This is a genomic window from Sporolactobacillus putidus (genome assembly GCF_014647035.1).
Taxonomy (GTDB): Bacteria; Bacillota; Bacilli; order Bacillales; family Sporolactobacillaceae; genus Sporolactobacillus; species Sporolactobacillus putidus.
This window is the reverse complement of sequence record NZ_BMOK01000006.1, coordinates 128,667-152,062: the sequence shown is the minus strand read 5'-3', so window position 1 is coordinate 152,062 and position 23,396 is coordinate 128,667. Positions and strand designations below refer to the sequence as shown.

24 protein-coding genes and 1 other RNA gene are annotated in these 23,396 nt (G+C 49.1%); all 25 read left to right on the top strand.

The window, feature by feature from the left end:
- Positions 1 to 404: 404 nt before the first annotated feature.
- The 25 genes from cybH to IEX81_RS08855 all read left to right on the top strand — a co-directional run bounded on the left by cybH (position 405) and on the right by IEX81_RS08855 (position 23,351).
- On the top strand, positions 405 to 1,709 hold the full coding sequence (cybH, locus tag IEX81_RS16785; RefSeq protein WP_188802733.1) for a Ni/Fe-hydrogenase, b-type cytochrome subunit: 1,305 nt from the start codon (positions 405 to 407) through the stop codon (positions 1,707 to 1,709).
- Positions 1,706 to 2,134: a Rieske (2Fe-2S) protein gene (locus IEX81_RS08970; RefSeq protein ID WP_188802732.1), complete on the top strand. Its 429-nt coding sequence runs from the start codon at positions 1,706 to 1,708 to the stop codon at positions 2,132 to 2,134. The genes cybH and IEX81_RS08970 overlap by 4 nt, the downstream gene beginning before the upstream one ends.
- The gene (locus tag IEX81_RS08965) at positions 2,127 to 2,480 is read left to right on the top strand and encodes a hydrogenase maturation nickel metallochaperone HypA/HybF (protein ID WP_188802731.1); all 354 of its coding nucleotides are present in this window, start codon (positions 2,127 to 2,129) and stop codon (positions 2,478 to 2,480) included. The genes IEX81_RS08970 and IEX81_RS08965 overlap by 8 nt, the downstream gene beginning before the upstream one ends.
- A 7-nt stretch (positions 2,481 to 2,487) precedes the next feature.
- Entirely contained in the window at positions 2,488 to 3,147 is a 660-nt protein-coding gene (gene hypB / locus IEX81_RS08960) for a hydrogenase nickel incorporation protein HypB (protein WP_188802817.1), read from the top strand.
- On the top strand, positions 3,132 to 5,498 hold the full coding sequence (hypF, locus tag IEX81_RS08955; RefSeq protein ID WP_188802730.1) for a carbamoyltransferase HypF: 2,367 nt from the start codon (positions 3,132 to 3,134) through the stop codon (positions 5,496 to 5,498). The genes hypB and hypF overlap by 16 nt, the downstream gene beginning before the upstream one ends.
- A 19-nt stretch (positions 5,499 to 5,517) precedes the next feature.
- Positions 5,518 to 5,742 carry a HypC/HybG/HupF family hydrogenase formation chaperone gene (locus IEX81_RS08950; protein WP_188802729.1) on the top strand — a complete coding sequence of 75 codons (225 nt, stop codon included), beginning with the start codon at positions 5,518 to 5,520 and terminating at the stop codon, positions 5,740 to 5,742.
- The gene (gene hypD / locus IEX81_RS08945) at positions 5,726 to 6,835 is read left to right on the top strand and encodes a hydrogenase formation protein HypD (RefSeq protein ID WP_229727539.1); all 1,110 of its coding nucleotides are present in this window, start codon (positions 5,726 to 5,728) and stop codon (positions 6,833 to 6,835) included. The genes IEX81_RS08950 and hypD overlap by 17 nt, the downstream gene beginning before the upstream one ends.
- Positions 6,836 to 6,838: 3 nt before the next feature.
- Positions 6,839 to 7,843, top strand: coding sequence for a hydrogenase expression/formation protein HypE (gene hypE, locus IEX81_RS08940; RefSeq protein WP_188802727.1), 1,005 nt, complete (start codon positions 6,839 to 6,841; stop codon positions 7,841 to 7,843).
- Between the two features lie 100 nt (positions 7,844 to 7,943).
- The gene (locus IEX81_RS08935; protein WP_188802726.1) at positions 7,944 to 8,168 is read left to right on the top strand and encodes a twin-arginine translocase TatA/TatE family subunit; all 225 of its coding nucleotides are present in this window, start codon (positions 7,944 to 7,946) and stop codon (positions 8,166 to 8,168) included.
- Positions 8,169 to 8,204: 36 nt separating this feature from the next.
- Positions 8,205 to 8,939 carry a twin-arginine translocase subunit TatC gene (tatC, locus tag IEX81_RS08930; protein ID WP_373292349.1) on the top strand — a complete coding sequence of 245 codons (735 nt, stop codon included), beginning with the start codon at positions 8,205 to 8,207 and terminating at the stop codon, positions 8,937 to 8,939.
- A gap of 126 nt (positions 8,940 to 9,065) precedes the next feature.
- Positions 9,066 to 9,299: a preprotein translocase subunit SecG gene (gene secG / locus IEX81_RS08925; protein ID WP_188802725.1), complete on the top strand. Its 234-nt coding sequence runs from the start codon at positions 9,066 to 9,068 to the stop codon at positions 9,297 to 9,299.
- Positions 9,300 to 9,572: 273 nt separating this feature from the next.
- The gene (locus tag IEX81_RS08920; protein ID WP_188802724.1) at positions 9,573 to 10,322 is read left to right on the top strand and encodes an alpha/beta hydrolase; all 750 of its coding nucleotides are present in this window, start codon (positions 9,573 to 9,575) and stop codon (positions 10,320 to 10,322) included.
- 19 nt (positions 10,323 to 10,341) lie between these two features.
- Complete coding sequence (gene rnr / locus IEX81_RS08915) at positions 10,342 to 12,669, top strand: ribonuclease R (RefSeq protein WP_188802723.1); 2,328 nt, start codon at positions 10,342 to 10,344, stop codon at positions 12,667 to 12,669.
- 365 nt (positions 12,670 to 13,034) lie between these two features.
- Positions 13,035 to 14,711, top strand: coding sequence for an alpha,alpha-phosphotrehalase (gene treC, locus IEX81_RS08910; protein WP_188802722.1), 1,677 nt, complete (start codon positions 13,035 to 13,037; stop codon positions 14,709 to 14,711).
- Positions 14,704 to 15,198 (top strand): PTS sugar transporter subunit IIA, encoded by a 495-nt coding sequence (locus tag IEX81_RS08905; protein WP_188802721.1) that lies wholly within the window; start codon positions 14,704 to 14,706, stop codon positions 15,196 to 15,198. Before treC ends, IEX81_RS08905 begins: the two co-directional genes overlap by 8 nt.
- A 62-nt stretch (positions 15,199 to 15,260) precedes the next feature.
- Positions 15,261 to 16,721, top strand: coding sequence for a PTS transporter subunit EIIC (locus IEX81_RS08900; RefSeq protein ID WP_188802720.1), 1,461 nt, complete (start codon positions 15,261 to 15,263; stop codon positions 16,719 to 16,721).
- A gap of 304 nt (positions 16,722 to 17,025) precedes the next feature.
- Positions 17,026 to 17,745 (top strand): trehalose operon repressor, encoded by a 720-nt coding sequence (gene treR / locus IEX81_RS08895; protein WP_188802719.1) that lies wholly within the window; start codon positions 17,026 to 17,028, stop codon positions 17,743 to 17,745.
- Between the two features lie 52 nt (positions 17,746 to 17,797).
- Positions 17,798 to 18,643, top strand: a complete 846-nt coding sequence (locus IEX81_RS08890; RefSeq protein WP_188802718.1) for a Cof-type HAD-IIB family hydrolase — start codon at positions 17,798 to 17,800, stop codon at positions 18,641 to 18,643.
- A 74-nt stretch (positions 18,644 to 18,717) separates the two neighbouring features.
- On the top strand, positions 18,718 to 18,909 hold the full coding sequence (locus IEX81_RS08885; RefSeq protein ID WP_188802717.1) for a hypothetical protein: 192 nt from the start codon (positions 18,718 to 18,720) through the stop codon (positions 18,907 to 18,909).
- A gap of 285 nt (positions 18,910 to 19,194) precedes the next feature.
- On the top strand, positions 19,195 to 19,662 hold the full coding sequence (gene smpB / locus IEX81_RS08880; protein WP_188802716.1) for an SsrA-binding protein SmpB: 468 nt from the start codon (positions 19,195 to 19,197) through the stop codon (positions 19,660 to 19,662).
- A gap of 92 nt (positions 19,663 to 19,754) precedes the next feature.
- Positions 19,755 to 20,112: a transfer-messenger RNA gene (gene ssrA / locus IEX81_RS08875) on the top strand.
- A 658-nt stretch (positions 20,113 to 20,770) separates the two neighbouring features.
- Entirely contained in the window at positions 20,771 to 20,950 is a 180-nt protein-coding gene (locus IEX81_RS08870) for an SHOCT domain-containing protein (protein WP_188802715.1), read from the top strand.
- 35 nt (positions 20,951 to 20,985) lie between these two features.
- Entirely contained in the window at positions 20,986 to 21,240 is a 255-nt protein-coding gene (locus IEX81_RS08865) for an SHOCT domain-containing protein (RefSeq protein ID WP_188802714.1), read from the top strand.
- Positions 21,241 to 21,306: 66 nt separating this feature from the next.
- Positions 21,307 to 21,993: a response regulator transcription factor gene (locus IEX81_RS08860; RefSeq protein WP_188802713.1), complete on the top strand. Its 687-nt coding sequence runs from the start codon at positions 21,307 to 21,309 to the stop codon at positions 21,991 to 21,993.
- Positions 21,990 to 23,351 carry a sensor histidine kinase gene (locus IEX81_RS08855; protein WP_188802712.1) on the top strand — a complete coding sequence of 454 codons (1,362 nt, stop codon included), beginning with the start codon at positions 21,990 to 21,992 and terminating at the stop codon, positions 23,349 to 23,351. The genes IEX81_RS08860 and IEX81_RS08855 overlap by 4 nt, the downstream gene beginning before the upstream one ends.
- Positions 23,352 to 23,396 lie beyond the last annotated feature (45 nt).

Genomic DNA, 23,396 nt, shown 5'->3' with positions numbered 1-23,396 from the left:
CGTTATGCTCGCTTTATCAGTCGTTGACACAAGTTAATCGGTCGTTTGGCTTGATTTATCGGTCGTTGACACAAGTTAATCGGTCGTTATGCTCGCTTTATCAGTCGTTGACACAAGTTAATCAGTCGTTTGGCTTGATTTATCAGTCGTTGACGCAAGTTAATCAGTCGTTATGCTTTTATCGGTCGTTGACATAAGTTAATCGGTCGTTATGCTCGCTTTATCAGTCGTTGACACAAGTTAATCGGTCGTTATGCTTGATTTATCAGTCATCATCTCAAGTTTATCGGCCTTCGCCAATTTATCGCTGTATCTGCTTGGCTGCATTCAGCAGAGCGGACAAATCTTGAATAACATGGGTCAGCTAAACGGACGCTTTAGCGGCCTCTAAGGGGGGATAACTGATGAAAACGCTGACGGAGGTGAAGCCGGCTATCAGACGGAAATTGTCGGAAAACGCTCTGGAAAATCAAAAAACGAGCAGGGCGGACCGCCTCGCCGTAAACGCGCGCGAGACAAACTCCGTGTATGTCTGGGAACTGCCGATCCGTATTTTCCACTGGGTCAATGCATCGGCCATCATGATTCTGATGATTACCGGAATCTATATCGGTCATCCATTTATAGAACAGAGTACGAACGGCGACGCGTATTACAGCTTCACGATGGGCTGGGTGCGGGACATTCACTTCTTTACGGCTTTCATTTTCACGATTAACCTGATCTTCCGGGCGTATTGGGCTTTTAAGGGCAACCATTATGCCAAATCGCAAATTCTCCAGAAAGATTTTTGGCTCGGCCTGATCGAGATCGTTAAGGGCTACCTGTTCATCCCAAATCACAAGCCGCATTATATCGGACACAATCCGCTTGCCCAGCTCAGTTACTGGATCTTTATCGGTCTCGGCTCGGTGATCATGGCGTTCACCGGTTATTATTTGCTGTTCCAGCCCCAGCCGGACACGGTTTTCGGCAAGGCTTTCGCATGGGTGCCCTTTATCTTCGGCGGCTCTGATTTTACCGTGCGTTCCTGGCACCACCTGGTCGCCTGGGGCTTCATGCTTTTCGTCGTCATCCATGTCTATATGTCTTTTCGCGAAGACTGGATGAGCAAAAACGGGACGATGTCATCGATATTTACCGGATATAAATTCGAACCGCTGCACCGCGCCGAAGAACGCGGCGGTGTTTTTACCGGAGATTTGCAGACCGACGGGGCGACTGTCACAGCGGACCAGGCGAAAAAGATCACGATTCTCGGCATCGGAAATTCGCTTTATTCCGATGAAGGGCTTGGTGTTCAGGTCCTTCCCCGTCTCGTCAAGGCTCTTGAGGGTGCCGGGAACGTTGAATTTATTGACGGGACGACGGAAGGCATGCAGCTTCTCGGCCCTGTGGAAGCGACGGATGCCCTGATCATTATTGATGCCATTAACGCGGGGAAGCAGCCGGGGGAAATTATTAAACTTGAAAAAGAACAGATTCCTGCCTTTAACGGTGTCAAGATGTCGGTCCATCAGATCGGTTTTCAGGAAGTCATCTCCGCCGCACAGCTTCGTGACCGACTTCCGGAAAAAATGGTGATGTTCGGGATTCAGCCGGCATCTTTGGAACTTGGCGTGAGTCTTACCGAGACGGCCGAAAAGGCCATTCCGGATCTGATCGAACAGGTGAAGCATCAGATCGGCAAATGGCGTGATGCAAAATGAACCGGCGTTCCTTCTTTAAAGAATTGGCACGCAGTCTGACGGAAACAGGCAAAGAAGTTATCTATCCGCTGTTTGAGGATGATATCGAAAAAATAGAACGAGCGGCAGACCTTCTGCAAGGGATCAGCTGGTACCCGGTTGACCATCTGAACATGGGCTACGGCGAGCAGATGATTAATGGAAGGCTGATCTGTTTTCTCTTTGACGGAAAAAGGTTAACGGCCTGCAGCAAAGAATGTCCGGATTGCCATGAAATGGCGCACTGGATTGCTTACGATCATCGTCTGACCTGTCCCATCTGTGAAAAGTCTTTTTCGTTTCAGGAAGAAAAGGGTTCACTGAACCTTCTGGCCTATTCCGTGAAAAATGAGCGGCAGAAATGGTGGGTCGGCCTGCCCGATAAAGGAGTCCTGTCCGATGCATGAGATGGGGCTGATGGAAGACGCACTGAGAATGGTTTCAGAAGACGCTGAAAAACACGGGATCCGCTCTGTGGAGAAGATATCGATGATTGTCGGCGACTTAAGCAACGTCCTGCCCGATGCGCTGTGCTTTGCCTTTGACGCTTTCCGGATGTCTGGTGAAATCCCTTTTTTGAAAAACGATGCGACACTGGAAATCATCCGGGAAAGGGGACTCGCCAGATGTTCGGCCTGCGGCACGGAATATGAGCCGCGGCAGCTGCTCGCGACTTGCCCCGATTGCGGCCTGCCCTTCGGGGTGCTTCTTGCCGGAGAAACGTTTAAAATAGAATCATATGAAGGGAGCTGAGATAGTGGTGAAGATTACGCTGGAAAAAAACGTGATGGAGAATAACGATCGCGCCGCTGAATTCAATCGCCGGCTTTTTGGCAAGACACGTACACTAGTGATCAATATCATGAGTTCGCCGGGCGCGGGAAAAACGACGATACTCGAAAAAACGATTTCAGCCCTCTCGGATGAATTTAGAATCGGTGTCATTGAAGGCGACATCGCCACAGAACGTGACGCCGACCGTATACGAAAGAAAGGTGTCAGGGCCGTTCAGATCGCGACCGAAGGGGAGTGCCATCTCGATCCCCGGATGGTTGCCAAAGTGCTCCCGGATCTTGATCTTGATTCAATTGACATTTTGTTTATTGAAAATGTCGGCAATCTTGTCTGCCCATCGGAATTCGACCTTGGCCAGAATCACCGAATTGTTGTCCTCAGCACGCCTGAGGGAAACGACAAGATTCCTAAATATCCGCTGATGTTCCATGTGACGGAGCTTGCGCTGATTAATAAAATCGACCTGCTTCCGTATGTCGCTTTCGACATGGATAAAGCCAGAGAGGATCTGCGCGGAATCAATCCGGATTCTCAGATCATGCCGATTTCGGCGGTCAGCGGCGAAGGGTTCGACAACTGGTTGACCTGGCTCAGGAAAGCGTATGAGACGTGCACGAAGCCGTAAAAATTCTTGTCAGGGGCAGGGTGCAGGGGGTCGGTTTCCGGCCGTTTGTCTTCCGTCTCGCTCAGGAGACAGGCTTAAAGGGAACGGTTCAAAACAATATGGACGGTGTCCGCATTGTCTGGGAGGGGAGTCCTGAAACGATCCGCTCGGCGATGAAAAGGCTGGTCTCGGAAAGGCCGAGACTGTCGCGAATTGACGAGGTGACCTATGAACGTGCCGAAACGGCAGGTTTGACCGATTTTACGATCCTGGAAAGCGACAGGGATGGAAAGTCGTCGCTCGTGATCCCGGTGGATTCAGCCGTCTGTGGCGATTGTCTGCACGAAATGCGCGATCCGGGCAATTTCCGCTACCGCTACCCATTCATCAACTGTACGCAGTGCGGTCCGCGCTACTCGATTATCGACGCGCTTCCTTACGACCGGCCATACACATCGATGAAAGATTTTCCGATGTGCGGCAAATGCGGGGAGGAATATAGAGATCCGCACAACCGGCGCCATCACGCGCAGCCGATTGCCTGCGACGCCTGCGGACCTCATGTATCACTTATAGAGATGGACGGCACCGTTCTTGGGCAGCGCGATGAAGCCGTCCGCCTTGCGGTCCGGTCGCTTGAATCCGGCATGATTATGGCGATCAAAGGCATCGGCGGCTACCACCTGGCCTGCGATGCGGCCAATCGCGCGTCGGTTGAAAAACTCCGGCAGCGCAAGAACAGGCCGGAGAGGCCCCTGGCTATCATGGCGGCATCCGTTGACGCAGCGAAGCGGATCGCTGTGATGTCAGATCGCGAGGAAAGTCTGCTTCGCTCGCCCGAAGCGCCGATCGTTCTGCTTGAGAAGAGCGCCGCTTATGCCCGAACGCTTCCTGAAGCGCTGGCCCCGGGAATCCGGACCATCGGCGTGATGCTGCCCTACACGCCGCTGCACCATCTGCTCTTTGATGACGGAAAGTTTTCTTATTTGGTCATGACCAGCGCCAATCCGTCCGGGCTCCCGATTCTATACGAAGATGCACCGGCGCGGGCTTATCTTGACGGGATTGCCGACCGGATTTTAACACACAACCGGCCGATTCTCCATGCGATCGATGATTCGGTTGTCCGTATGAGCGAACGGGCCCCCTTTTTCCTCAGGCGTTCCAGAGGGTACGTGCCCGATCCTCTGCCAGCGCGAACAAATGTTGACGGAGTGGTTGCGCTTGGCGGCCAGATGAAGAATACCTTTGCGCTCGGCCGGCGCCGGCAGATTTTCATCGGTCCCCATCTCGGCGACTTATCTGCCGTGGAAAGTGTGGAGCATTATGAAAAGACGCTGTCGCATCTGATGAAGTGGATGGGGATTGAAGTAAAAACTGTTGCCGTAGATATGCATCCGTTTTACAGTACTCGATCAGTCGCCGAAAAAATGAATAAGCCTGTCGTTCCGGTGCAGCATCATCACGCGCATCTCGCTTCCTGCATGGAAGAAAACAAGCTTGAGGGCCCTGTTTTCGGAGTCATTCTTGATGGTACCGGTTACGGAGAGGACGGCAATATTTGGGGATTTGAGGTGCTGTACGGCGATGCATCCGGTTATCGGAGGCTGGCTCATCTCCGCTACACGCCGCTTCCGGGCGGAGACAGGGCTGTCCTTGAGCCGTGGCGCAATGCGGCGGGGATGCTGATCGGGCTTCTTGGCGAGCGGGGACGCCGCCTGGCCGGACGTCTTTTTCCAGACAAGGAATCCTCCATTGCCGTGATCTCGCGCATGGTCTCGATGAAACTGAACAGTCCGCTTGCGGGGACTTGCGGCCGGCTCTTTGATGCGGTCAGCGCGATACTGGGTATCTGTACCGAATCGACCTATGACGGCGAAGCGGCAATCCGGCTTTCGGAACATCTCGGACCCGGGAACGTGAATGCGCCGCCTTATCCCTTTGTCGTTACTGAAAAATCCGGCTTAAAGGAGCTTGACTTCAAGCCGATGATTGAACAGATTACCGATGAACGGTTGAAAGGCGTTCCGCCGGAACCGCTCATCCGCCGTTTTCATGAAACGATTATCTCCGCTTGCTGTAGTCTGGTAGAAAGTATTGCCGAGGAAAATCCCGGATTCGGCCACCGGGTGGTGCTGTCGGGCGGAAGCATGAATAATCCGTTTCTTTCACTCCGGCTCTCCGAAAGCCTGGAAGCGCGTGGATTTTCGGTCTATACACATCATCTGCTCCCGAGCGGCGACGGTGGGCTGTGCCTCGGCCAGCTGATGATTGCAGCAGCGAAAAGCGGTGTTTCTATAGCTTGCGATGATGATCGGTCGGATACACGGCCTATTTCAAGTTCCGGCGGAAATGAAATTAAGAAGTATTAACTTGGGGAGGATGAGCAGCATGTGTGTAGGCGTACCTGCAAAAGTGATTGAAAAGAAAGAATATACGGCTCTGGTTGATGTGATGGGAACGAAGATGGAGGTCGGCATTCTCTTTGTACCGGAAGTGGAAGTCGGTGAATATGTGATCGTTCACGCCGGACAGGGGATGTCGATTATCGATCAGGTTTTCGCGCGCGAAAGCTTGAATGAGTGGGGGAAGATGGCCCGTGCCGGCATTATTTGAACCCGTTGATCCCGGAGTCGCAAAGGAACTGGCCCGGAAAGTGATTCAGCTTGCCGACAGGTACAAAGAAAGAACGGGGATCACGCCTGCCTTTATGGAAGTCTGCGGTTCGCACACGATGGCCCTTGCCAGAACAGGCATCAAACAGATTCTTCAGGGGCATGTGCGGCTGGTCTCGGGACCGGGCTGCCCGGTCTGCGTCACCGATCAGAAACAGATCGACGCCATGATTGAAGTCGCCGAGTCCGAGAACCGGATTGTCTGTACGTTCGGTGATATGATGCGTGTTCCCGGATCAAAGCGAAGCCTGCTCAGCGCGAAAACGGACGGGCGTGATGTGCGCATCGTCTATTCACCGCTGGACGCCGTAAGAATTGCCGAGGAAAATCCGGATAAAGAAGTGATTTTCCTTGGCGTCGGATTTGAGACGACGGTGCCGGTGCTGGCTGCTGCCATCCAGCTTGCCGCGAAGAAAAATGTCGGCAACTTTTCCATGTGGGCGACGACTAAACTGGTTCAGCCGGTGCTCAGGGAGCTGCTGACCGTCAAGAAAGTAAAAATAAACGGATTTCTGCTTCCGGGACATGTTTCGATCGTTCTCGGGGAAAAAGCGTACCGGTTCTTGATCGATGAATTCCGTATGCCGGGTGTGATCAGCGGTTTTGAGCCTGTCGAGATGCTGAGCGCAATTTATAAACTGCTGGAGATCATCACTGATAACCGGCCGGCCATTGTCAATAACTATAAAAGTGTTGTCCGGCCGGAAGGCAATCAGGCCGCGCAGAAAATCATGTATGAGTTTTTTGAACCGTGTGATGAAGCGTGGCGCGGTATGGGCGTGATTCCCCAAAGCGGGCTGGATGTCCGCGGGAAATACAGCCGGTTCAATGCGAAAAAGAAATTCAATGTCGAAGTCGGCGAACCGAAGAAAACGCTTTGCCGCTGCGGGGACATGATTTGCGGAATCGCTTCCCCGGAGGAATGTATCCTTTTCGGGAAGGCCTGTACACCGCTGCATCCGATCGGGCCGTGCATGGTGTCGACCGAAGGCAGCTGCGCGGCACACTACGCTTACATGAGAAAGGACGGATAACCGATGGAGCGCAAAGTCACACTTGCCTGCGGAGACGGCGGAGAACTCGCGCACAAACTGATTCAGCAAGTCTTTGTTTCCGCTTTTCAGAATCAGGATGCCTCCCGCTTCGATTCTGCCTTTCTATCACTGGAAAGCGGAAAAATTGCGGTGACGACCGATAGTTTCGTTGTCAATCCGCTGTTCTTCCCTGGAGGCAATATCGGAAAAATCGCCGTTGCCGGCACAGTCAACGATCTGAGCGTGGCCGGCAGTATTCCGCTGTATCTGACAGCCGGGTTTATCATCGAAGAAGGGTTCCCGCTTGAGGATCTCAGGAAAATTGTCCGCTCGCTTGCCGAGGAGGCGAGTGCGGCGGGCGTCCGCATCGTTGCCGGCGACACGAAGGTGGTCGAAAAAGGCGGCGCCGACGGCCTTTATATCAATACGACAGGGATCGGCGTGCAGCGCGCGGAACATGCCATTCGACCCGGCGAGATGCAGGAAGGCGACGATGTGATTATCAGCGGGACGGTTGGCGATCACGGGATCGCGATTCTGGCTGCCCGCGGAGAACTCGGATTGATGACCGATCTTCAGAGCGATTGCACGCCGCTGAACCACATGATTGACAAGGTGCTGGAAAGCGGGGCCCATGTCCGGATGATGCGCGATCCGACGCGGGGAGGTGTGGCGACAACTCTCGTCGAAATTGCGGAAGACTTTGGCGCCGCCATTGAAATCAGCGAGACCGCGCTCCCGATCAGGAATGAAGTCATGGGGGCATGCGACATTCTTGGATTCGATCCGCTCTATCTGGCGAATGAAGGAAAAGTGATTCTGATTGTCGCCCGCAATGACCGTCAAAGGGTGCTTGATGTTCTTCGCGCCTTCCCCGAAGGAAGAAATGCCGCCGTCATCGGCCATATTACTGGAATGGGAGAAGGGCGGCTGCTGCTTGAAACACCGCTCGGCAGCAGGAGGCGCCTGCGCCGGTTATCCGGGATGATGCTGCCGAGAATCTGCTGAGCCAGTTCAGCAGGACGTACGCTCGGCTTACCTGTCTTCGACGATGAAGAAGATGACATGGTCATAATGATTTTCAAAATGATAAAAGGAGCTGGTAAAAATGGGTATCGGCAACATTGGCATTCCCGGTTTAATCTTAATTCTTGTTGTGGCGCTGATCATTTTCGGACCGTCCAAACTTCCGGAAATCGGCAGAGCATTCGGCAAGTCCCTGAAAGAGTTTAAAAACGCAACTCAAGGGCTGACGTCGGATGACGAGCAGAAAAAGGATCAGAAGCAGACCATTACTGAAAGCAAAACCGCAGAGGGCGAAAAAAAAGATTAAGAGAATTCGGGTGAAATGATGAAGGACAGCCGAAAGATGACATTGTTGGAACACCTGAATGATCTGCGCAAACGATTCATCATTGTACTGGTGACTTTTATTCTGAGTTTTGCAGGCGCACTGGTTTTTGTGCGCCCCCTCTATTACTGGCTGATTAATGATCTAAATATACGCGGAAAATTGACGGTTCTCGGACCGACGGACATTATCTGGGTCTATTTCATGCTTGCCGGGGTCGCGGCGATCGGCGTGACGATACCGATTGCGGCCTGGCAGCTTTGGCTGTTTGTCTCTCCGGCGCTGACGGAAAAGGAGCGGAAAATCGCGCTAGCCTATATTCCTTCTATCTTTTTATTGTTCTTTTGCGGCATCCTTTTCGGTTATTTCGTTGTTTTCCCGAATATCCTTCACTTTCTGGTGGCTATGAATGCGGGTATGTTCACCGTTATGTTTACCACAGAAAAGTATTTCAGTTTTTTACTGAATATTGTTCTGCCATTCGGGTTTCTTTTCGAACTCCCGGTTGTTGTTGTCTTCCTGACGAATCTCGGTATTTTAACGCCTGCCCGGATGCGGAAAATGCGGAAAGCTTCCTATCTCAGTCTGGTTATTCTCGCAACGATGATTTCGCCGCCGGACTTTGTCTCGCATTCACTTGTCGCTGTTCCGCTCCTCCTTCTCTATGAGATCAGCGTCACTTTTTCCGCCGTAGCTTACCGCCGGAAACAGAAAAGGATGAGAGCGGCTGAAAAAGGGCTGCCGGCTTCATGAGAGGCAGCCGGATGGCGCTTGCGGAAACCTTATTCATTATTCTTTCCGTTTCGGTTGCGGCGTAGCACTTCGTATGTTAAATTAAAAATGAAGGTTACTTGAACGTGAAGATAGGAGCGTTAGTTCATGCATACATTATTGTTGGTTGTGCTGCTTGTTTCCGCACTGATCATGGTGATTCTGGTCATGATGCAGAGAAGCCGCGGAGACGGTCTTTCTGAAGCAATCACAGGCGGGGCGGAACAACTATTCAGCAAACAGAAATCGAGAGGAATCGAGGCCGGACTGAATCGGCTGACGATCTTTTTCGCGATCGTTTTCTTTGTTTCCGCATTTCTGCTCGGCTATTACTTCAAATAAAAGGATATCGGGATCAATGAACCGGAGAGGTAATCAGACGTGGATTGCCGCTCCGGTTTTACCGTTTTGCGGATGCCGGGATAACAGGGGCGGGGCCGGATATGATGATCAGCCGCTCCTATACATGAGTTTCCATGATTTTCCGCTCTCTTTAGACCTGTCCCGCATTATAGCGTATAATAAGTGTGAAGAAACAGAAAAAAAGGGCGAATTCTGCTTATCAGGAGGGCTATTCGCCTTAAAGCAGAATGATTGACGGGGAGATGACGGAAAATGAAGGTCAGGCCGCCAAAACCTTTCCTTTTTGAAGGCGGACCGCGTGCCGTTCTTCTCCTGCACGGATTTACCGGAAATTCTGCGGATGTCCGTCAGTTGGGCCGTTATCTGTACAAGCGCGGATATACGTGTTACGGGCCGCATTACAAAGGGCATGGGGTTCCTCCTGAAGAGTTGATGAGAACAACGCCGGACGATTGGTGGCGGGATGTCCGTGCCGCATACAGTTACCTGAATCAACTCGGCTATCGGGAAATCGCCGTCTGCGGTCTTTCGATCGGCGGGGTATTTTCTCTCAAATGTGGATACACTTTTCCAGTAAAGGGATTAGTGCCGATGTGCGCGCCGGCGGACAGCCGGAAGCAGGAAAGAATCTATGCAGGAGTTCTCAGGTATGCAGAGAATTATAAGATTTATCAGGAAAAAAATGATCGGGACATCGCTGCTGAAATGTCTGCAATCAAGAAGAAGATTCCGAAACTCCTCACTGCTATCCGCAACCTGATCAGCGATGTCAGGCTTAATTTGCACCGCATTACCGTGCCTTCACTTATCGTTCAGGGACGCCTTGATGAAATGATTGATGCGGATAATGCAAATATTATTTATAATGAGATACAGTCCGAAAGAAAACAATTGAATTGGTATGAACAGTCCACACACGTGATCACGTTAGGAACAGAAAAAGCGCAATTGGACCAGGATATCTATGCGTTTCTTGAAAGCCTGGATTGGTCTGTTTCCTAAGACAGGGAGGTTTATGTACATGGCGGAAGAACGCATTCAGGAAATTCTGGATTATATGAGGGAAGAGACGTATCGGCCGATGACGCTGCAGGAACTTGAGGAAGCCTTCAGCGCAAGCCATACGGAAGATTTTGCTGATTTTGTCAAAATAATGAATGAAATGGAAGAACAGGGGCTCGTGATCCGCACGCGCTCGGACCGCTACGGTCTCCCGGAAAAAATGAATCTGATGAAGGGCCGGGTGCAGAGCCATGCCAAGGGATTCGCTTTCATTATTCCGGAAGACGAAAAACTGGACGATGTGTTTGTCGGGCCTAATGATCTTGCCGGGGCGATGAACGGGGACACGGTCATTATACGGGTTTCAATGAAAAGCAGCGACAGGGGAGACCGTCCAGAAGGTACAGTCATCCGCATACTTGAACGCGCCGTGAAGCAGGTTGTCGGGACCTATAATGCCGGAAAGCATTTCGGATTTGTCATTCCGGACGACAACCGGATCAACGGGGACATTTTCATTCCGGAAAATGCGGAGCACGGCGCGATGGAAGGACACAAAGTTGTCGCCGAGATTACCAAATATCCTGAGGGCAGGAAAAACGCCGAAGGTATGATTACCCAGATTCTGGGCCATAAAAACGATCCGGGCATCGATATCCTGTCGATCATCTACAAGCACGGCCTTCCGCTTGAATATCCTCCGGAAGTGCTGTCCGAGGCTGAAGCGGTCCCCGATGAAATCCAGCCGGAAGATTTTATCGGCCGCCGCGATCTTCGGGATGAAACCATTGTGACGATTGATGGCGAAGACTCGAAAGATTTGGATGACGCCGTCACCGTCTCGCGGCTGGATAACGGCAATTACCGCCTGGGTGTACATATTGCCGATGTCAGTCATTATGTGACGGAAGGCTCCTCGCTTGACGCGGAAGCTTATGAACGCGGCACCAGTGTCTATCTGGTCGACCGCGTCATCCCGATGATTCCACATCGGCTCTCTAACGGTATCTGCAGCCTGAATCCTCAAGTCGACCGTCTCGCGATCAGCTGCGAAATGGAAATCACCCCCAAAGGAATCGTTGTCGGCCATGACATTTTTCCAAGCGTTATAAGGACTACGGAGCGGATGACTTATACGAATGTGCGGAAGATTCTGAAGCGTGAGGACGACGAGGTGCTGGAGCGCTATCACGACCTCATTCCCTTCTTCGACCTGATGGGAGAGCTCGCCCATATTCTTGAGGAACAGCGGAATGAGCGCGGCGCGATTGACTTTGATTTTACGGAAGCGAAAATTATCGTCGATGATCAGGGAAAACCAACCGATGTCGTTGTGCGTGAACGGACGGTCGCGGAACGGTTGATCGAATCATTTATGCTCGCGGCGAATGAAACGATTGCCGAGCATTTTGAGAAACTGCATCTTCCCTTCATTTATCGTGTGCACGAAGAGCCCAATCCGGAAAAGCTGGAGAAGTTTTTCGATTTCGCGGTTAATTTCGGTTATGTCCTTAAAGGCTCGCCGGATCATGTTCATCCACGCACGCTTCAGTCGCTGCTTGAGAAGGCCAAGGGACAGCCGGAGGAGGCGGTCATCAGTACCGTGATGCTGCGCTCGATGGCCAAAGCCAAGTATGATGACAAATGTCTTGGACACTTTGGGCTTTCAACCGAATACTATACACACTTTACGTCGCCGATTCGCCGCTATCCCGATCTGACGGTACACAGGCTGATCCGCAAGTACCTGTTCGACCGGAAAACGGATAATAAAACGCAGGCGTACTGGAAAGAGCAGATGCCTGAAATCGCTAAACATACGTCGGCCTGCGAGCAGCGCGCTGTCGAAGCGGAACGGGACACGGATGATCTTAAGAAAGCCGAATACATGCAGGATAAAGTCGGGCAGACATTCGAAGGGGTGGTCAGCGGCGTGACGAACTTCGGCCTGTTCGTCGAACTTCCGAACACAATCGAAGGACTGGTTCATATCAGTTATCTGACCGACGATTATTATCGCTACAGCGAAGAAAATATGGCGCTGATCGGCGAGCGGACCGGCCACCTGTACCGGATCGGCGATGAAATCGAGGTGCGCGTTCTTGACGTTAATCTCGACGAGCACGCGGTCGATTTCGAGGTCGTCGGCATGAAACCGCAGAAGCCGAGACAGCGGAAATCGCGCCCGACGATTATTCAGGGAAAGACGCCGGCAGGCGATGAAAAAAAACACTTCGGTGGGAAACCGGGCAGCGGAACGGATCCCCGCAAGGGCGGTAACGGCCACGGTAATAATAGTTTTGGAAAGAAAAAATCTTATGCCAAAAACAAGGGCAGAAATAAATAATCTGTTCACAAACGAACCCCTGGGAATTTTTCAGGGGTCTTTCTTTTTAGGGAGGCTTTGCATATTAAAAAATGCGCGGCCTCCCTTTGTTTGTACTATAAGTAAAATATTTGCCACAAAGCAGATAACTTATATATACAAGTTAAAAAAATACGTTAACATGACTATACAAATATAAAAGGAAACGTTATAATGTAACCGTTAACAGAAGAGCGCTCTTCCGAAAAGAAGCAATGGTTATTCAAGGAATGGCAGACCGTTCACGCCTATTCATCTTTTTAAAGTATGGCATCAGAAGGTACGCCGTTGATTCCGATACGGGGTGGAAAGAAAGATTTTTAGGGGAGACCGGGGGGAATTAGAGATTGGATTTCAGAGATAAAGTGATTTACCAAATCTATCCGAAATCATTTTACGATAGCGATAATGACGGTATTGGCGACTTAAGAGGCATTATCGAAAAAATACCTTACCTTGCGAAATTGAATATCGATATGATCTGGTTTAATCCGTTTTTCGTTTCTCCGCAAAAAGATAACGGCTATGATATTGCCGATTATCGGGCGATCGATCCGCGGCTCGGCACAATGGAAGACTTTGAGGAACTTGTGGCGAAACTGAAAGAACATCGAATTGAAGTCATGCTCGATATGGTTTTTAATCACACCTCGACCAAACATGAATGGTTTCAGAAAGCTATGAAAGGCAGCAAAAAATACCAGGATTACTACATTATCCGGGACGCTAAAGCAAATGGCGATCCGCCTACGAACTGGACCTCTAAATTCGGCGGTCCGGCGTGGGAAAAGTTTGGGAATACAGATCAATACTATCTGCATTTATACGATAAAAGTCAGGCGGATTTGAATTGGCGTAATCCGGAGGTCCGAAGCGAACTGTATCAGGTCATTAATTTCTGGATGGAGAAAGGCGTCAAGGGATTCCGGTTTGACGTCATCAATGTTACGGGGAAAGATGAACGGCTCGTCGATGCGAAGCCCGGCGAAGAGAGTAAGTTTTTATACACAGATAAACCTGTTGTCCATGACTATTTAAAAGAAATGAACCGGGAGAGTTTTGGCAAAGCAGCCGGCACCATAACGGTAGGCGAAATGTCTTCCACAACGATTCAAAACAGCATCAGGTATACGAATCCTGATCATCACGAGCTGACGATGGTGTTTAATTTTCATCACTTGAAAGTTGACTATCAAAATGGGGAAAAATGGACAAAAACGAAATTTGATTTTATGAAACTTAAACAGATTCTGGATGACTGGCAGTCAGGGATGGCAAAAGGAAATGGCTGGAATGCTTTGTTCTGGAATAATCATGACCAGCCAAGAGCAATCAATCGTTTTGGGGATCCGGGTGAATATCGGGTAAAATCGGCTCAAATGTTAGCCACGGTGATCCATTTATTAAGAGGCACCCCCTACATTTACATGGGGGAAGAAATCGGGATGATCGATCCAGATTACCAAGTGATCCGCGAGTACGACGATATAGAAGCCACCAATGCCTACCATATGTTATTAGAGAAAGGCCTGTCTGAATCGGAAGCCTTTGATATTGTCCATACCAAAGCGCGGGACAACAGCAGGACGCCGATGCAGTGGTCTGACAAAGAGCATGCCGGTTTTTCCGAACACCGGCCCTGGCTGAAGCCGACAAATTATAAAGAAATCAATGTTGAAAAGGCACTCAAAGAAGGAAGCATTTTTAATTACTACCAGAAACTGATCCAGTTGCGGAAACATTATCGGATCGTTTCTCATGGCGGATACGAAAGCTTTTTAATGGACCATCCTGATGTATTTGCCTATGTCAGAACTTATAAAAATCAAAAGCTGCTGGTCCTGAACAACTTTTTTAAAAAGAATACGATCGTTGCCATTCCCGACAGGTATCTGGGGCTCAGCAGTCAGGTGCTTATCTCAAACGATGACAGGAAAACTTTTGAAAAACAAATGATCTTAAGGCCATATGAGGCGATTGCCTGTCTATTAACCGATGGGGAAAGTGGGGAACAAAATGTTTAAGCTGTTTAAAAAGACAAAACAGGTTGAGGCGGATGATCAGTTATACATGCCGGTAAACGGAAAACTCATTGATCTGGCAGAAGTGGAAGATCCCGTATTTTCCAGGAAAATGATGGGAGAGGGATTTGGCGTCGTTCCCGACGATGGAAATCTTGTCAGCCCCGCTGCCGGACAGGTGACGATGGTCGCCGATACAAAACACGCGATTGGCTTGAAAATGGCGAATGGCCTAGAGGTTCTGATCCATCTTGGTATTGATACGGTCGAACTGAAAGGCGCCCCCTTCTCACTGACCGTGAAAACAGGCGATATAATCAAGGGCGGTGAAAAGCTGGGATTGATGAATATCGGAGAAATAAAAAAAGAGGGCAAAGGCAGCACCGTGATCGTCGTTGTCACCAATTCAAAAGACGCCCTCGAACAGATTCATGTCAGCAAGGGAAATAAGGCAGCCGGCGAAGCGGTTGGACTTTTAACGGTCAGATAAATCAGCTTTTGCACATTTTGTAAAACGTTTACAATAATAACAGGAAAGTAGGAGGAAAGATGATGGCTAACAAAGATTACACGGAATTAGCGAAAAGCATCGTATCCAATGTCGGCGGCAAGCAAAATATCAAGAGCTTGATTCATTGCATCACGCGTCTGCGTTTTTATCTGAAGGATGAATCGCTCGCGAAAACGGATAATATTAAAAATCAAGATGGGGTCATCGATGTTCTGAAAGCTCAAGGCCAATATCAGGTCGTTATCGGGCATGCGGTAACGGATGTTTATGATGCGGTTATTGCTTTAGTCGGCCATGAATACAGCGATTCTGATGCAACCGACGCGGCCATTGCCGAAACGAAAGCCGAAAGCGAACGAAGTGCCGGGCAAAAGTTTAAAAATGGATTCGACGCATTCATTGGTATTATTACCGGTTCCATGTCTCCCGTTGTCGGCATCCTGGCGGCATCCGGTATCTTAAAAGGATTGCTGGCCATGTTTACCGGTTTTCACTGGCTTTCGGCAACCGGAAATACCTTTTTGCTGCTGAATGCGATGGGCGACTCGGCATTTTATTTCCTTCCGATCATCATCGGGTACACGGCCGCGAAACGCCTGGGCGGTGATCCGATTGTCACGGCGGTCATCGGCGGCGCCATTGCCTATCCAACGATTCTGGCCGCGGCCGGCAAGGGACTGAATATTATGGGACTCGGCGCTTTGCATTTCCCGTTTGTTTCCTATACGTATTCTATTTTTCCAATGATCCTGGCTGCATGGATGGCTATGAAACTGACCAAATGGGTAAAAAGCTGGCTGCCGGGCTATCTGCAGACGATTTTTACACCGCTGATCGTTATCCTCGTTGTCAGTACGGTCACTTTGCTCGTCACCGGTCCGGTGATTACCTGGTTGGCGGACGGCCTTGCCTCGGGTATTGCCTGGAGCTTGCAGACAAGTGGATGGGTATCCGGATTGCTGCTCGGCGGTTTTTATCAGATCCTCGTTATTTTTGGCCTGCACTGGGGCGTTGTTCCGCTTGTTGCCAACGATATTGCGACAACCGGGCACAGTTATCTGAACGCGATTCTCTGCCAGACGATGGTTTCACAAGGTGCGGCGGTTTTGGCCGTCGCCATCAAGTCCAGAAAGACAAACTTGAAAGAACTCTCCTGGGGCGCTGCGATTTCGGCATTTTGCGGTGTCACGGAACCGGCTATTTATGGGGTTAACCTGAGATACCGCCGGGTCTTCATTTCAGGTTTGATCGGCAGTGCTGTCGGCGGCTTCATCACAGGACTGCTGCATGTCAACATGTGGGGATTTGCCGGTTCATTGATTGGATTCCCGTCATTCATCAATCCAAAAGTGGGTATTGATGCCAGCTTCTGGGGATTTGTCATTGCAAGTGCCGCTTCTTTGATCGTTGGATTCACTGTCGCCTATATTTGGGGATACAGCGATAAAATGCAAAAGGAACAAGAAATAAAACGGGCTAAAAACCCGGCAAAGGCTGTCTGAAACCAGACCTATCTCAAGGTAGACAAGATAACCGGTGATGGAAAACTTCAAGGGTGTTCACTTGGAGTTTTTCATTTTTTAGGGTGACTGTAATCACCGCGAAAAGGGTTTAATTGTTTGGTGGAAAGCTCAATGAGCAGCCATTGTAAATAGTTAACTGTCGGATCATTGTAAATAACTGGAACGATTTCTGAGCGATCATTTGCAATGATTTGCTATAATAATACTGGAGCGGCATGCAAGGAGCGATCTGCCCTGTATTCTGTTCCAGGACGGCTTGAAGCAAACAAGGAACGTGACGATCATGCATGAAAACAAATTTATAAACATTTACCAGGATCTTTCGAGTAAAATCCGCAGGGCTATACTACCGGCCGGCCAGCTCCTTCCTTCGGAAAATGAGCTGGGCGACCAGTATAGGGCTTCCCGTGAAACGATACGCAAAGCGCTCGCGCTCCTTTCACGCAACGGCTATATTCAGAAGATCCAGGGGAAGGGCTCGGTCGTGCTTGACGTCAGCCGCTTTGATTTTCCGGTTTCCGGACTAACCAGTTTTCGGGAACTTGCCGAGCATACCGGAGAACAATGGAAGACCACGGTTCGTCAGCTCATTTTAATGAAACCGGATAAAAAGCTGCAGCAGCTGATGAATCTTGAAGAAGACCAGAATTTGTGGAAAGTTATCCGATCCCGCACGGTCGGCGGTGAAACGGTGATTCTGGACAAAGATTTCCTGCTTTTGGACACTGTACCGATGCTGACCGCGGACATTTGCGAGCACTCACTGTATGATTATATTGAGAATGAACTGAATCTGAAAATAGGCTTTGCAAAAAAACAGATAACGGTCGAAGAAGCAAATGAAGAAGACAGGCAGTATTTAACCTTGTCAACGGTTTCCAGCGTGGTTGTTGTCCGTAGCCTTGTGTACCTGGACAACACTCAATTGTTTCAGTTCACGGAATCGAGGCACCGCGCAGATAAATTCCGTTTTGTCGACTTTGCGCGCCGTGAGCATCTGTAGTGTAGCCTTGGTTGGTATAATGCCTTCGATAATGATTGATCAGGAGGAAATGATGATAAAACTGATAGCATTGGACATGGATGGAACACTTTTGAATCATGAAAGAGAGATCAGCTGGGAAAATCTGAGAGCTCTGAGGTTCGCCCGCTCAAAGGGCGTGACGCTCACGATCGCTTCCGGAAGAGCGTTTTTTGACGTCCAGAGCAAGATGAAAGACGTCGATATGGATACACATGTGATCGGCACAAACGGGGCGACGATTCATTCGGCCGACGGAAAACTGCTGGGCGCTGATTTTCTCGATCGCACCAAGGCGCTGGAGATCGTTGCCGAACTTGCCAAACAGAAATATTACATGGGTGTTTATACGGAACAGAATATTTATGTTCCCGAGGATGGGACAAAATGGCTCTATGAAGAACTGGAACGCCTGAATATTCATGAAGACCGGTCAGTCGGGTTCCAGGGCGCGACACGCGATGATTTCTACAGATTCTTCAGTGACTGGCGGGAAATTGAAAAAACCGGGGCCGATTTTTATAAAGTCATCGTTTTTTCCTATGACGACGCGAAGCTCAAGAAAGCCCGCGATGTTTATGAAGCGCAGCACCACTACAGCATTGTGACCAGCGGTACCGGCAATTTTGAAATCATGCCCCCGAATGTGTCGAAAGGAAACGCGCTCGACCATCTGGCCCATTATCTCGGCATCCCGCTCAGCGACGTCATGGCCGTCGGCGACAATTATAACGACCTCTCCATGTTCGATGTCGCGGGACTCAGCGTCGCCATGGGCAACGCGGACGACGCGATTAAGGAAAAATGCGACCTTGTCACCACGCGCTGCGAAGAGGACGGGGTCGCCCACGCCATTTATCAGGTGCTCGGCAACCCATGACCGTTCATCCGGAATAATCGCGATGAACCATTAAAGAGCCGCACCGCTTTTATACTGAAAGAAGCTCAAGAGGGATGACTCTGAATGATAATAAAACACTCAACTATTTGGGCCTGTTTATTGCCTTCTTTGCGGCTCAATGGATTTGGTTCACCTATATCATGCCGGACAAAAACAAGACACCGCTTGACCTGATTCTTTCTTCTGTCGTTTTTATCATTGTTTTTCTGTTTCTGGATATTTTGCCCAAGAAAACAATCAAATAATGACCGGTCATTTTAGCCGGTGAATTCGTTATGGCCTAATAAACGGATATCCGGCGACGACCGATAAACTGTCCATAACGACCGATAACCGGTTCAAGACGACCGATAAATCACTTGCGACGACCGATAAATTGCTGCTGACGACCGATAAATCGTCCGCGACGACTGATAACAACCCATGATAGACGTTTTATATTCTAGAAGCCCCTTTCGGTGCGTGCTTGTCCGTGCCGATCAAGTTAGCATATAATGGGATAATGAAGGAAAGTCAGGCAGGTGAATAAAGTGGCAAAAGATGAAAGCCGCGTTCTTGCGCAGAACCGCCGCGCGCACCATGATTATTTTATCGAAGAGACGGTCGAATCTGGCATCGTTTTGCAGGGAACGGAAATTAAATCGATTCGCAGAGGAAAGGTCAGCATCCAGGACGCTTTTGCGCGTATTGAGAATGGAGAAGCCTTTCTCTATAACATGCATATCAGCCAGTATGAGCAGGGCAACCGCTATAACCATGACCCGCTCAGAACGCGCAAACTTCTCATGCACCAGAAAGAAATCAATAAGCTGGGTGCTGCTGCGGATAAAACGGGTTATGCGCTGGTTCCGCTAAAAGTATATGTGAAAAACGGATTCGCAAAAGTACTTGTCGGACTTGGACGAGGCAAGAAAAGTTACGACAAGCGGGAAACATTGAAAAAACAATCCGCCCAGCGTGAAATTGAAAAAGCGTTCCGTGAGCGTCAAAAATTATGAGTTGCATTTTACAATGTTGTCTGCTATAATTATTGAACTGCTCAATAGAGCAATCAGTTATGGAACATGATTCATCACCCCGTTTTTTGCTCGGGGACGTTTCGGATTCGACAGGGGTAGGTCGGGTTTAAGCGGCGAGCCGAGGGGGTCGGCCTCGTAAAAACGCCAAAGCCATAACTGGCAAAGCTAACAACAACCTCGCTTTAGCTGCCTAATCAGCTTTAGCGGTCCCTCCCTCCATCGCCCATGTGGTAGGGTCAGGGACTCACTCTAGTGGGATACGCCGGAAGCCCGCATCCTGAGGGCCAGGGAAGAGATTAACCGGGATAGTCCTGCGGAAGCCTGTCGGTGGGCCGACGCTAGGGCGAAATGCTAATACATCGACTACGCTCGTAGAAACTTAAATTACGATGCTTCTGGACGTGGGTTCGACTCCCACCGTCTCCATTTTTGGAACATCAAAGAGAATTTGAAGATTTTAAAAAAGCATTGAAAATCGTTGATATAAAACGGTTTTTGGTGCTTTTTCGTTTTTATTAAATGTCTACGTCGTACCGAAAGTTTGTGTACTGTGATAGTCCCAGGTCTTGTTGATCCTGACTGTCCGTTTCTTTGTGTCAATGCAGTTCCAAGTCATACCAAGCATTTCGCCAAAGCAGCAGCCGGGCGCAAGACCAAAAAGGATCATGTACCGGGAAATGTATCGTGGCTGTAAGTTACTTCTACCGATTTTTTAGTTTTAGATGATTTGGGTGCCGAGACAGGATCAAGTGAGACAGATAAAGCGGCACGGATTTTGTTCATCGTGTTTTATATGCAATTGGAAATGCGAGACAAGATAAATCAACGACACTCACCACTAACCTAACAGGCCAACAACTTCAGCATAAATATGATCAAAAAGTACTGAGTCGCTTTTTACGTAATGTCACCCAGATAGTGTTTAAAAATACAAGAGATCATCGGGCAAATAAGTTTCGTATTTAAATTGCACTCTCAAGTATTTTATGCCAAGTTTAAATTGGAACTTAATGAAATTTAATCATAATTGTGCCACATTTCTCAGCAATAATGACAATAGAAACCATACAAAGGAGGTCTCCGATTGATGCTTATTCTAATTATTCTGCTTCTGATTGGTGGATACTACTTTCTCCATCAAAAAGGTAGTATTAGGTTTAGTCAGGCTAAAACGTCAAATGCAGAAGAGATCTTGAAACAGCGTTTTGTCTCAGGGGAGATTGATGAAGATACCTACAATCGTATGCTGAAAACAATCCGGTCTTAAGCGACAATATTTAAATACAGTCAAGGAGGATTTGTATGATGTACTTCAGAGGATATAATGGTCTTGGTGGATGTTTTGGCTATGGAAACGGTTTTTGGGGGCCCGGGATGATGATCGGTGCGGGTGTATTTCTGCTGGCTGCGGTGATCATCGTCGCCGTGATTCTGTTCAGAATGGCATCACCTAAAAAAAAGGATGAAGGTTCACTCGAACTTTTGAGACTCCGTTACGCAAAGGGAGAAATAAGTGAAGAGGAGTACTTAAAGATGAAGAAGGTACTGGGCAAATAAACAGCGGACGTATTTGATGAGGCAGGCAAAGCAGCATAATTTTCAAATGGGGACGAGTTGAGTGGAATGGACTATCATGTGATGATTGTGGAAGATCAAAAGGAAATACGGGATGTCGTAGCCAAATATCTTGAGAACGAAGACTACGTTCCTTTTCTCGCGAAAGATGGATTCGAAGCACTTGAGATCTTCGGAAGCCAAACCATTCACCTCGTTCTGCTGGATATTATGATGCCTGGAATCGACGGCTTTGAGGTGCTGCGGGAAATCCGAAAGGTATCTGACGTTCCGGTTATTATGCTCACGGCGAAGCAGGAGGAAATCGACAGGCTTCACGGGTTTGACACTGGCGCAGATGATTATGTCGTCAAACCATTCAGCCTGAAAGAGCTTATGAAACGCGTAAGAGCAATTATAAAGCGGGTTTACCATAAAACCGATGAAATGGTTTATCATTGTGAAGCGTTAATCTTGCATACCGGTGGCATGAAGCTCTATAAGGGAGAGGAAGAGATTCCTGTCACTTCCGCTGAATACGCGCTACTTCTTGTTATGTTTCGGCATCAAGGTCAGGTGCTGACCCGAGAGCAGCTCATTGAGCTCGCATATGGAAACAATTACGAGGGATATGACCGCAACATTGATAGTTATATCAAGCGTATTCGTCAGAAAATCGAGAAAGATCCCAGGCATCCAAAGATTCTCGTCACAAAGTATGGTGCGGGTTACATTTTCGGGGGTGCAAGACAATGACCATACGGCGGCAGTGGCTGATCATGCTGACCCTGACGGCCGTTCTTGCGATCGTTGTCAATACGCTGATCTTCAGCTCGCTCATCAACCGCTATTTTCAGACCTACACGACCGGTGAATATAATAAAAGCCTGTCACAGATCAAGAGTTTTTCAAAAATAGCACTTTCTCAAAAGAACATGACTACCCGGCAGATTGAGGCGCAGCTTGCATCATATTTGAACGATCCGGTTACCCGAATCACACTCTATAAAGCGGATGGCTCTGTCATTGCGAATGTGAGTAATGACATGAGCAGCATAAACAATATGATGAGCGGTATGATGCTGCACAGGGCGCCGGGCACATTTTCCCAGGAGGTCGACCGGACGGAACTCAAGGAATCCGGCATTTCGATCGGCACGGTAAACGTGACGCACTACAGTTCCATCGGTGATTCTCTGACTTCCATGATGTTTCGCTCCGCGCTGATCCGCAACAGTCTGGTCTCTTTCATTACCGTGCTGGCTTTGCTGCTGATGATCGGGCTCTTCGTGAGCCGAAGATTGAGCAGAGACTTAAGAAGTACCTCATCTATGGCGCTGAATATCGATTTGGGAAATCAGGCGGATATTCCGCTCTCAAAAATCCGGGAGGTCCGGATTATCCAGCAAAGCCTGAAGGAATTGAAATCACGGTTAAAGCTGAAACAAAAAGGGCGCAAGCGTCTTCTTGATGAAATGGTTCATCAGACGCGGACGCCGCTCACAATATTGAAGACACATCTGGAAGGAATTCAGGACGGGGTCATCGATATGACACCAGAGGAAATCAAAACCTGTGAAATGCAGATCGAGAACATTTCCTCAATCATTTCCAATATGAGCGGTCTGCTGGATACTGAAAGAAAAGTATCTCCGCTCCGCATCGAAGTATTCGAATTCAGTCATTTACTACGACGAATTATTGCCGGGCTTAAGCTTCAATTCGATCAGAAGCAAGTCGCACTTTCCTTGATGAGTCACGAGAAAGTAATGATTAAGACCGATTTGTATAAACTGAGCCAGAGCATTTACAACATCCTGACCAACGCTTACAAATTCACCCAACCGGGCAGTAAGGTGGAGGTTTTCTTCCGGGCGGATGAGAAGATGCTCACGATCGAGATCAGGGATACAGGTGCGGGTATATCGCCCAAAGAACAGAAGCATTTATTTGAAGCCTATTACAAGGGAAGCAACGCTCAGGAGGTTCCCGGAGAAGGATTGGGACTGTATGTTGTGAAGCAGAATCTGGTGCAGATCGGGGGAACGATTCGTGTCGCATCAGCGTCCGGTAAGGGAAGCAATTTTATCATTAGAATCCCGATGACGATTTAAAGAGGTATACCAATGCGATAAATAATCATTTCGCAGATTCTTATA

Coding starts and splice junctions, on each gene's coding strand:
- cybH (WP_188802733.1), top strand. CDS start 405: ATGAAAACGCTGACGGAGGTGAAGCCGGCTATCAGACGGAAATTGTCG.
- IEX81_RS08970 (WP_188802732.1), top strand. CDS start 1,706: ATGAACCGGCGTTCCTTCTTTAAAGAATTGGCACGCAGTCTGACGGAA.
- IEX81_RS08965 (WP_188802731.1), top strand. CDS start 2,127: ATGCATGAGATGGGGCTGATGGAAGACGCACTGAGAATGGTTTCAGAA.
- IEX81_RS08950 (WP_188802729.1), top strand. CDS start 5,518: ATGTGTGTAGGCGTACCTGCAAAAGTGATTGAAAAGAAAGAATATACG.
- hypE (WP_188802727.1), top strand. CDS start 6,839: ATGGAGCGCAAAGTCACACTTGCCTGCGGAGACGGCGGAGAACTCGCG.
- IEX81_RS08935 (WP_188802726.1), top strand. CDS start 7,944: ATGGGTATCGGCAACATTGGCATTCCCGGTTTAATCTTAATTCTTGTT.
- tatC (WP_373292349.1), top strand. CDS start 8,205: ATGACATTGTTGGAACACCTGAATGATCTGCGCAAACGATTCATCATT.
- secG (WP_188802725.1), top strand. CDS start 9,066: ATGCATACATTATTGTTGGTTGTGCTGCTTGTTTCCGCACTGATCATG.
- IEX81_RS08920 (WP_188802724.1), top strand. CDS start 9,573: ATGAAGGTCAGGCCGCCAAAACCTTTCCTTTTTGAAGGCGGACCGCGT.
- rnr (WP_188802723.1), top strand. CDS start 10,342: ATGGCGGAAGAACGCATTCAGGAAATTCTGGATTATATGAGGGAAGAG.
- IEX81_RS08905 (WP_188802721.1), top strand. CDS start 14,704: ATGTTTAAGCTGTTTAAAAAGACAAAACAGGTTGAGGCGGATGATCAG.
- IEX81_RS08900 (WP_188802720.1), top strand. CDS start 15,261: ATGGCTAACAAAGATTACACGGAATTAGCGAAAAGCATCGTATCCAAT.
- treR (WP_188802719.1), top strand. CDS start 17,026: ATGCATGAAAACAAATTTATAAACATTTACCAGGATCTTTCGAGTAAA.
- IEX81_RS08890 (WP_188802718.1), top strand. CDS start 17,798: ATGATAAAACTGATAGCATTGGACATGGATGGAACACTTTTGAATCAT.
- IEX81_RS08885 (WP_188802717.1), top strand. CDS start 18,718: ATGACTCTGAATGATAATAAAACACTCAACTATTTGGGCCTGTTTATT.
- IEX81_RS08870 (WP_188802715.1), top strand. CDS start 20,771: ATGCTTATTCTAATTATTCTGCTTCTGATTGGTGGATACTACTTTCTC.
- IEX81_RS08865 (WP_188802714.1), top strand. CDS start 20,986: ATGATGTACTTCAGAGGATATAATGGTCTTGGTGGATGTTTTGGCTAT.
- IEX81_RS08860 (WP_188802713.1), top strand. CDS start 21,307: ATGGACTATCATGTGATGATTGTGGAAGATCAAAAGGAAATACGGGAT.
- IEX81_RS08855 (WP_188802712.1), top strand. CDS start 21,990: ATGACCATACGGCGGCAGTGGCTGATCATGCTGACCCTGACGGCCGTT.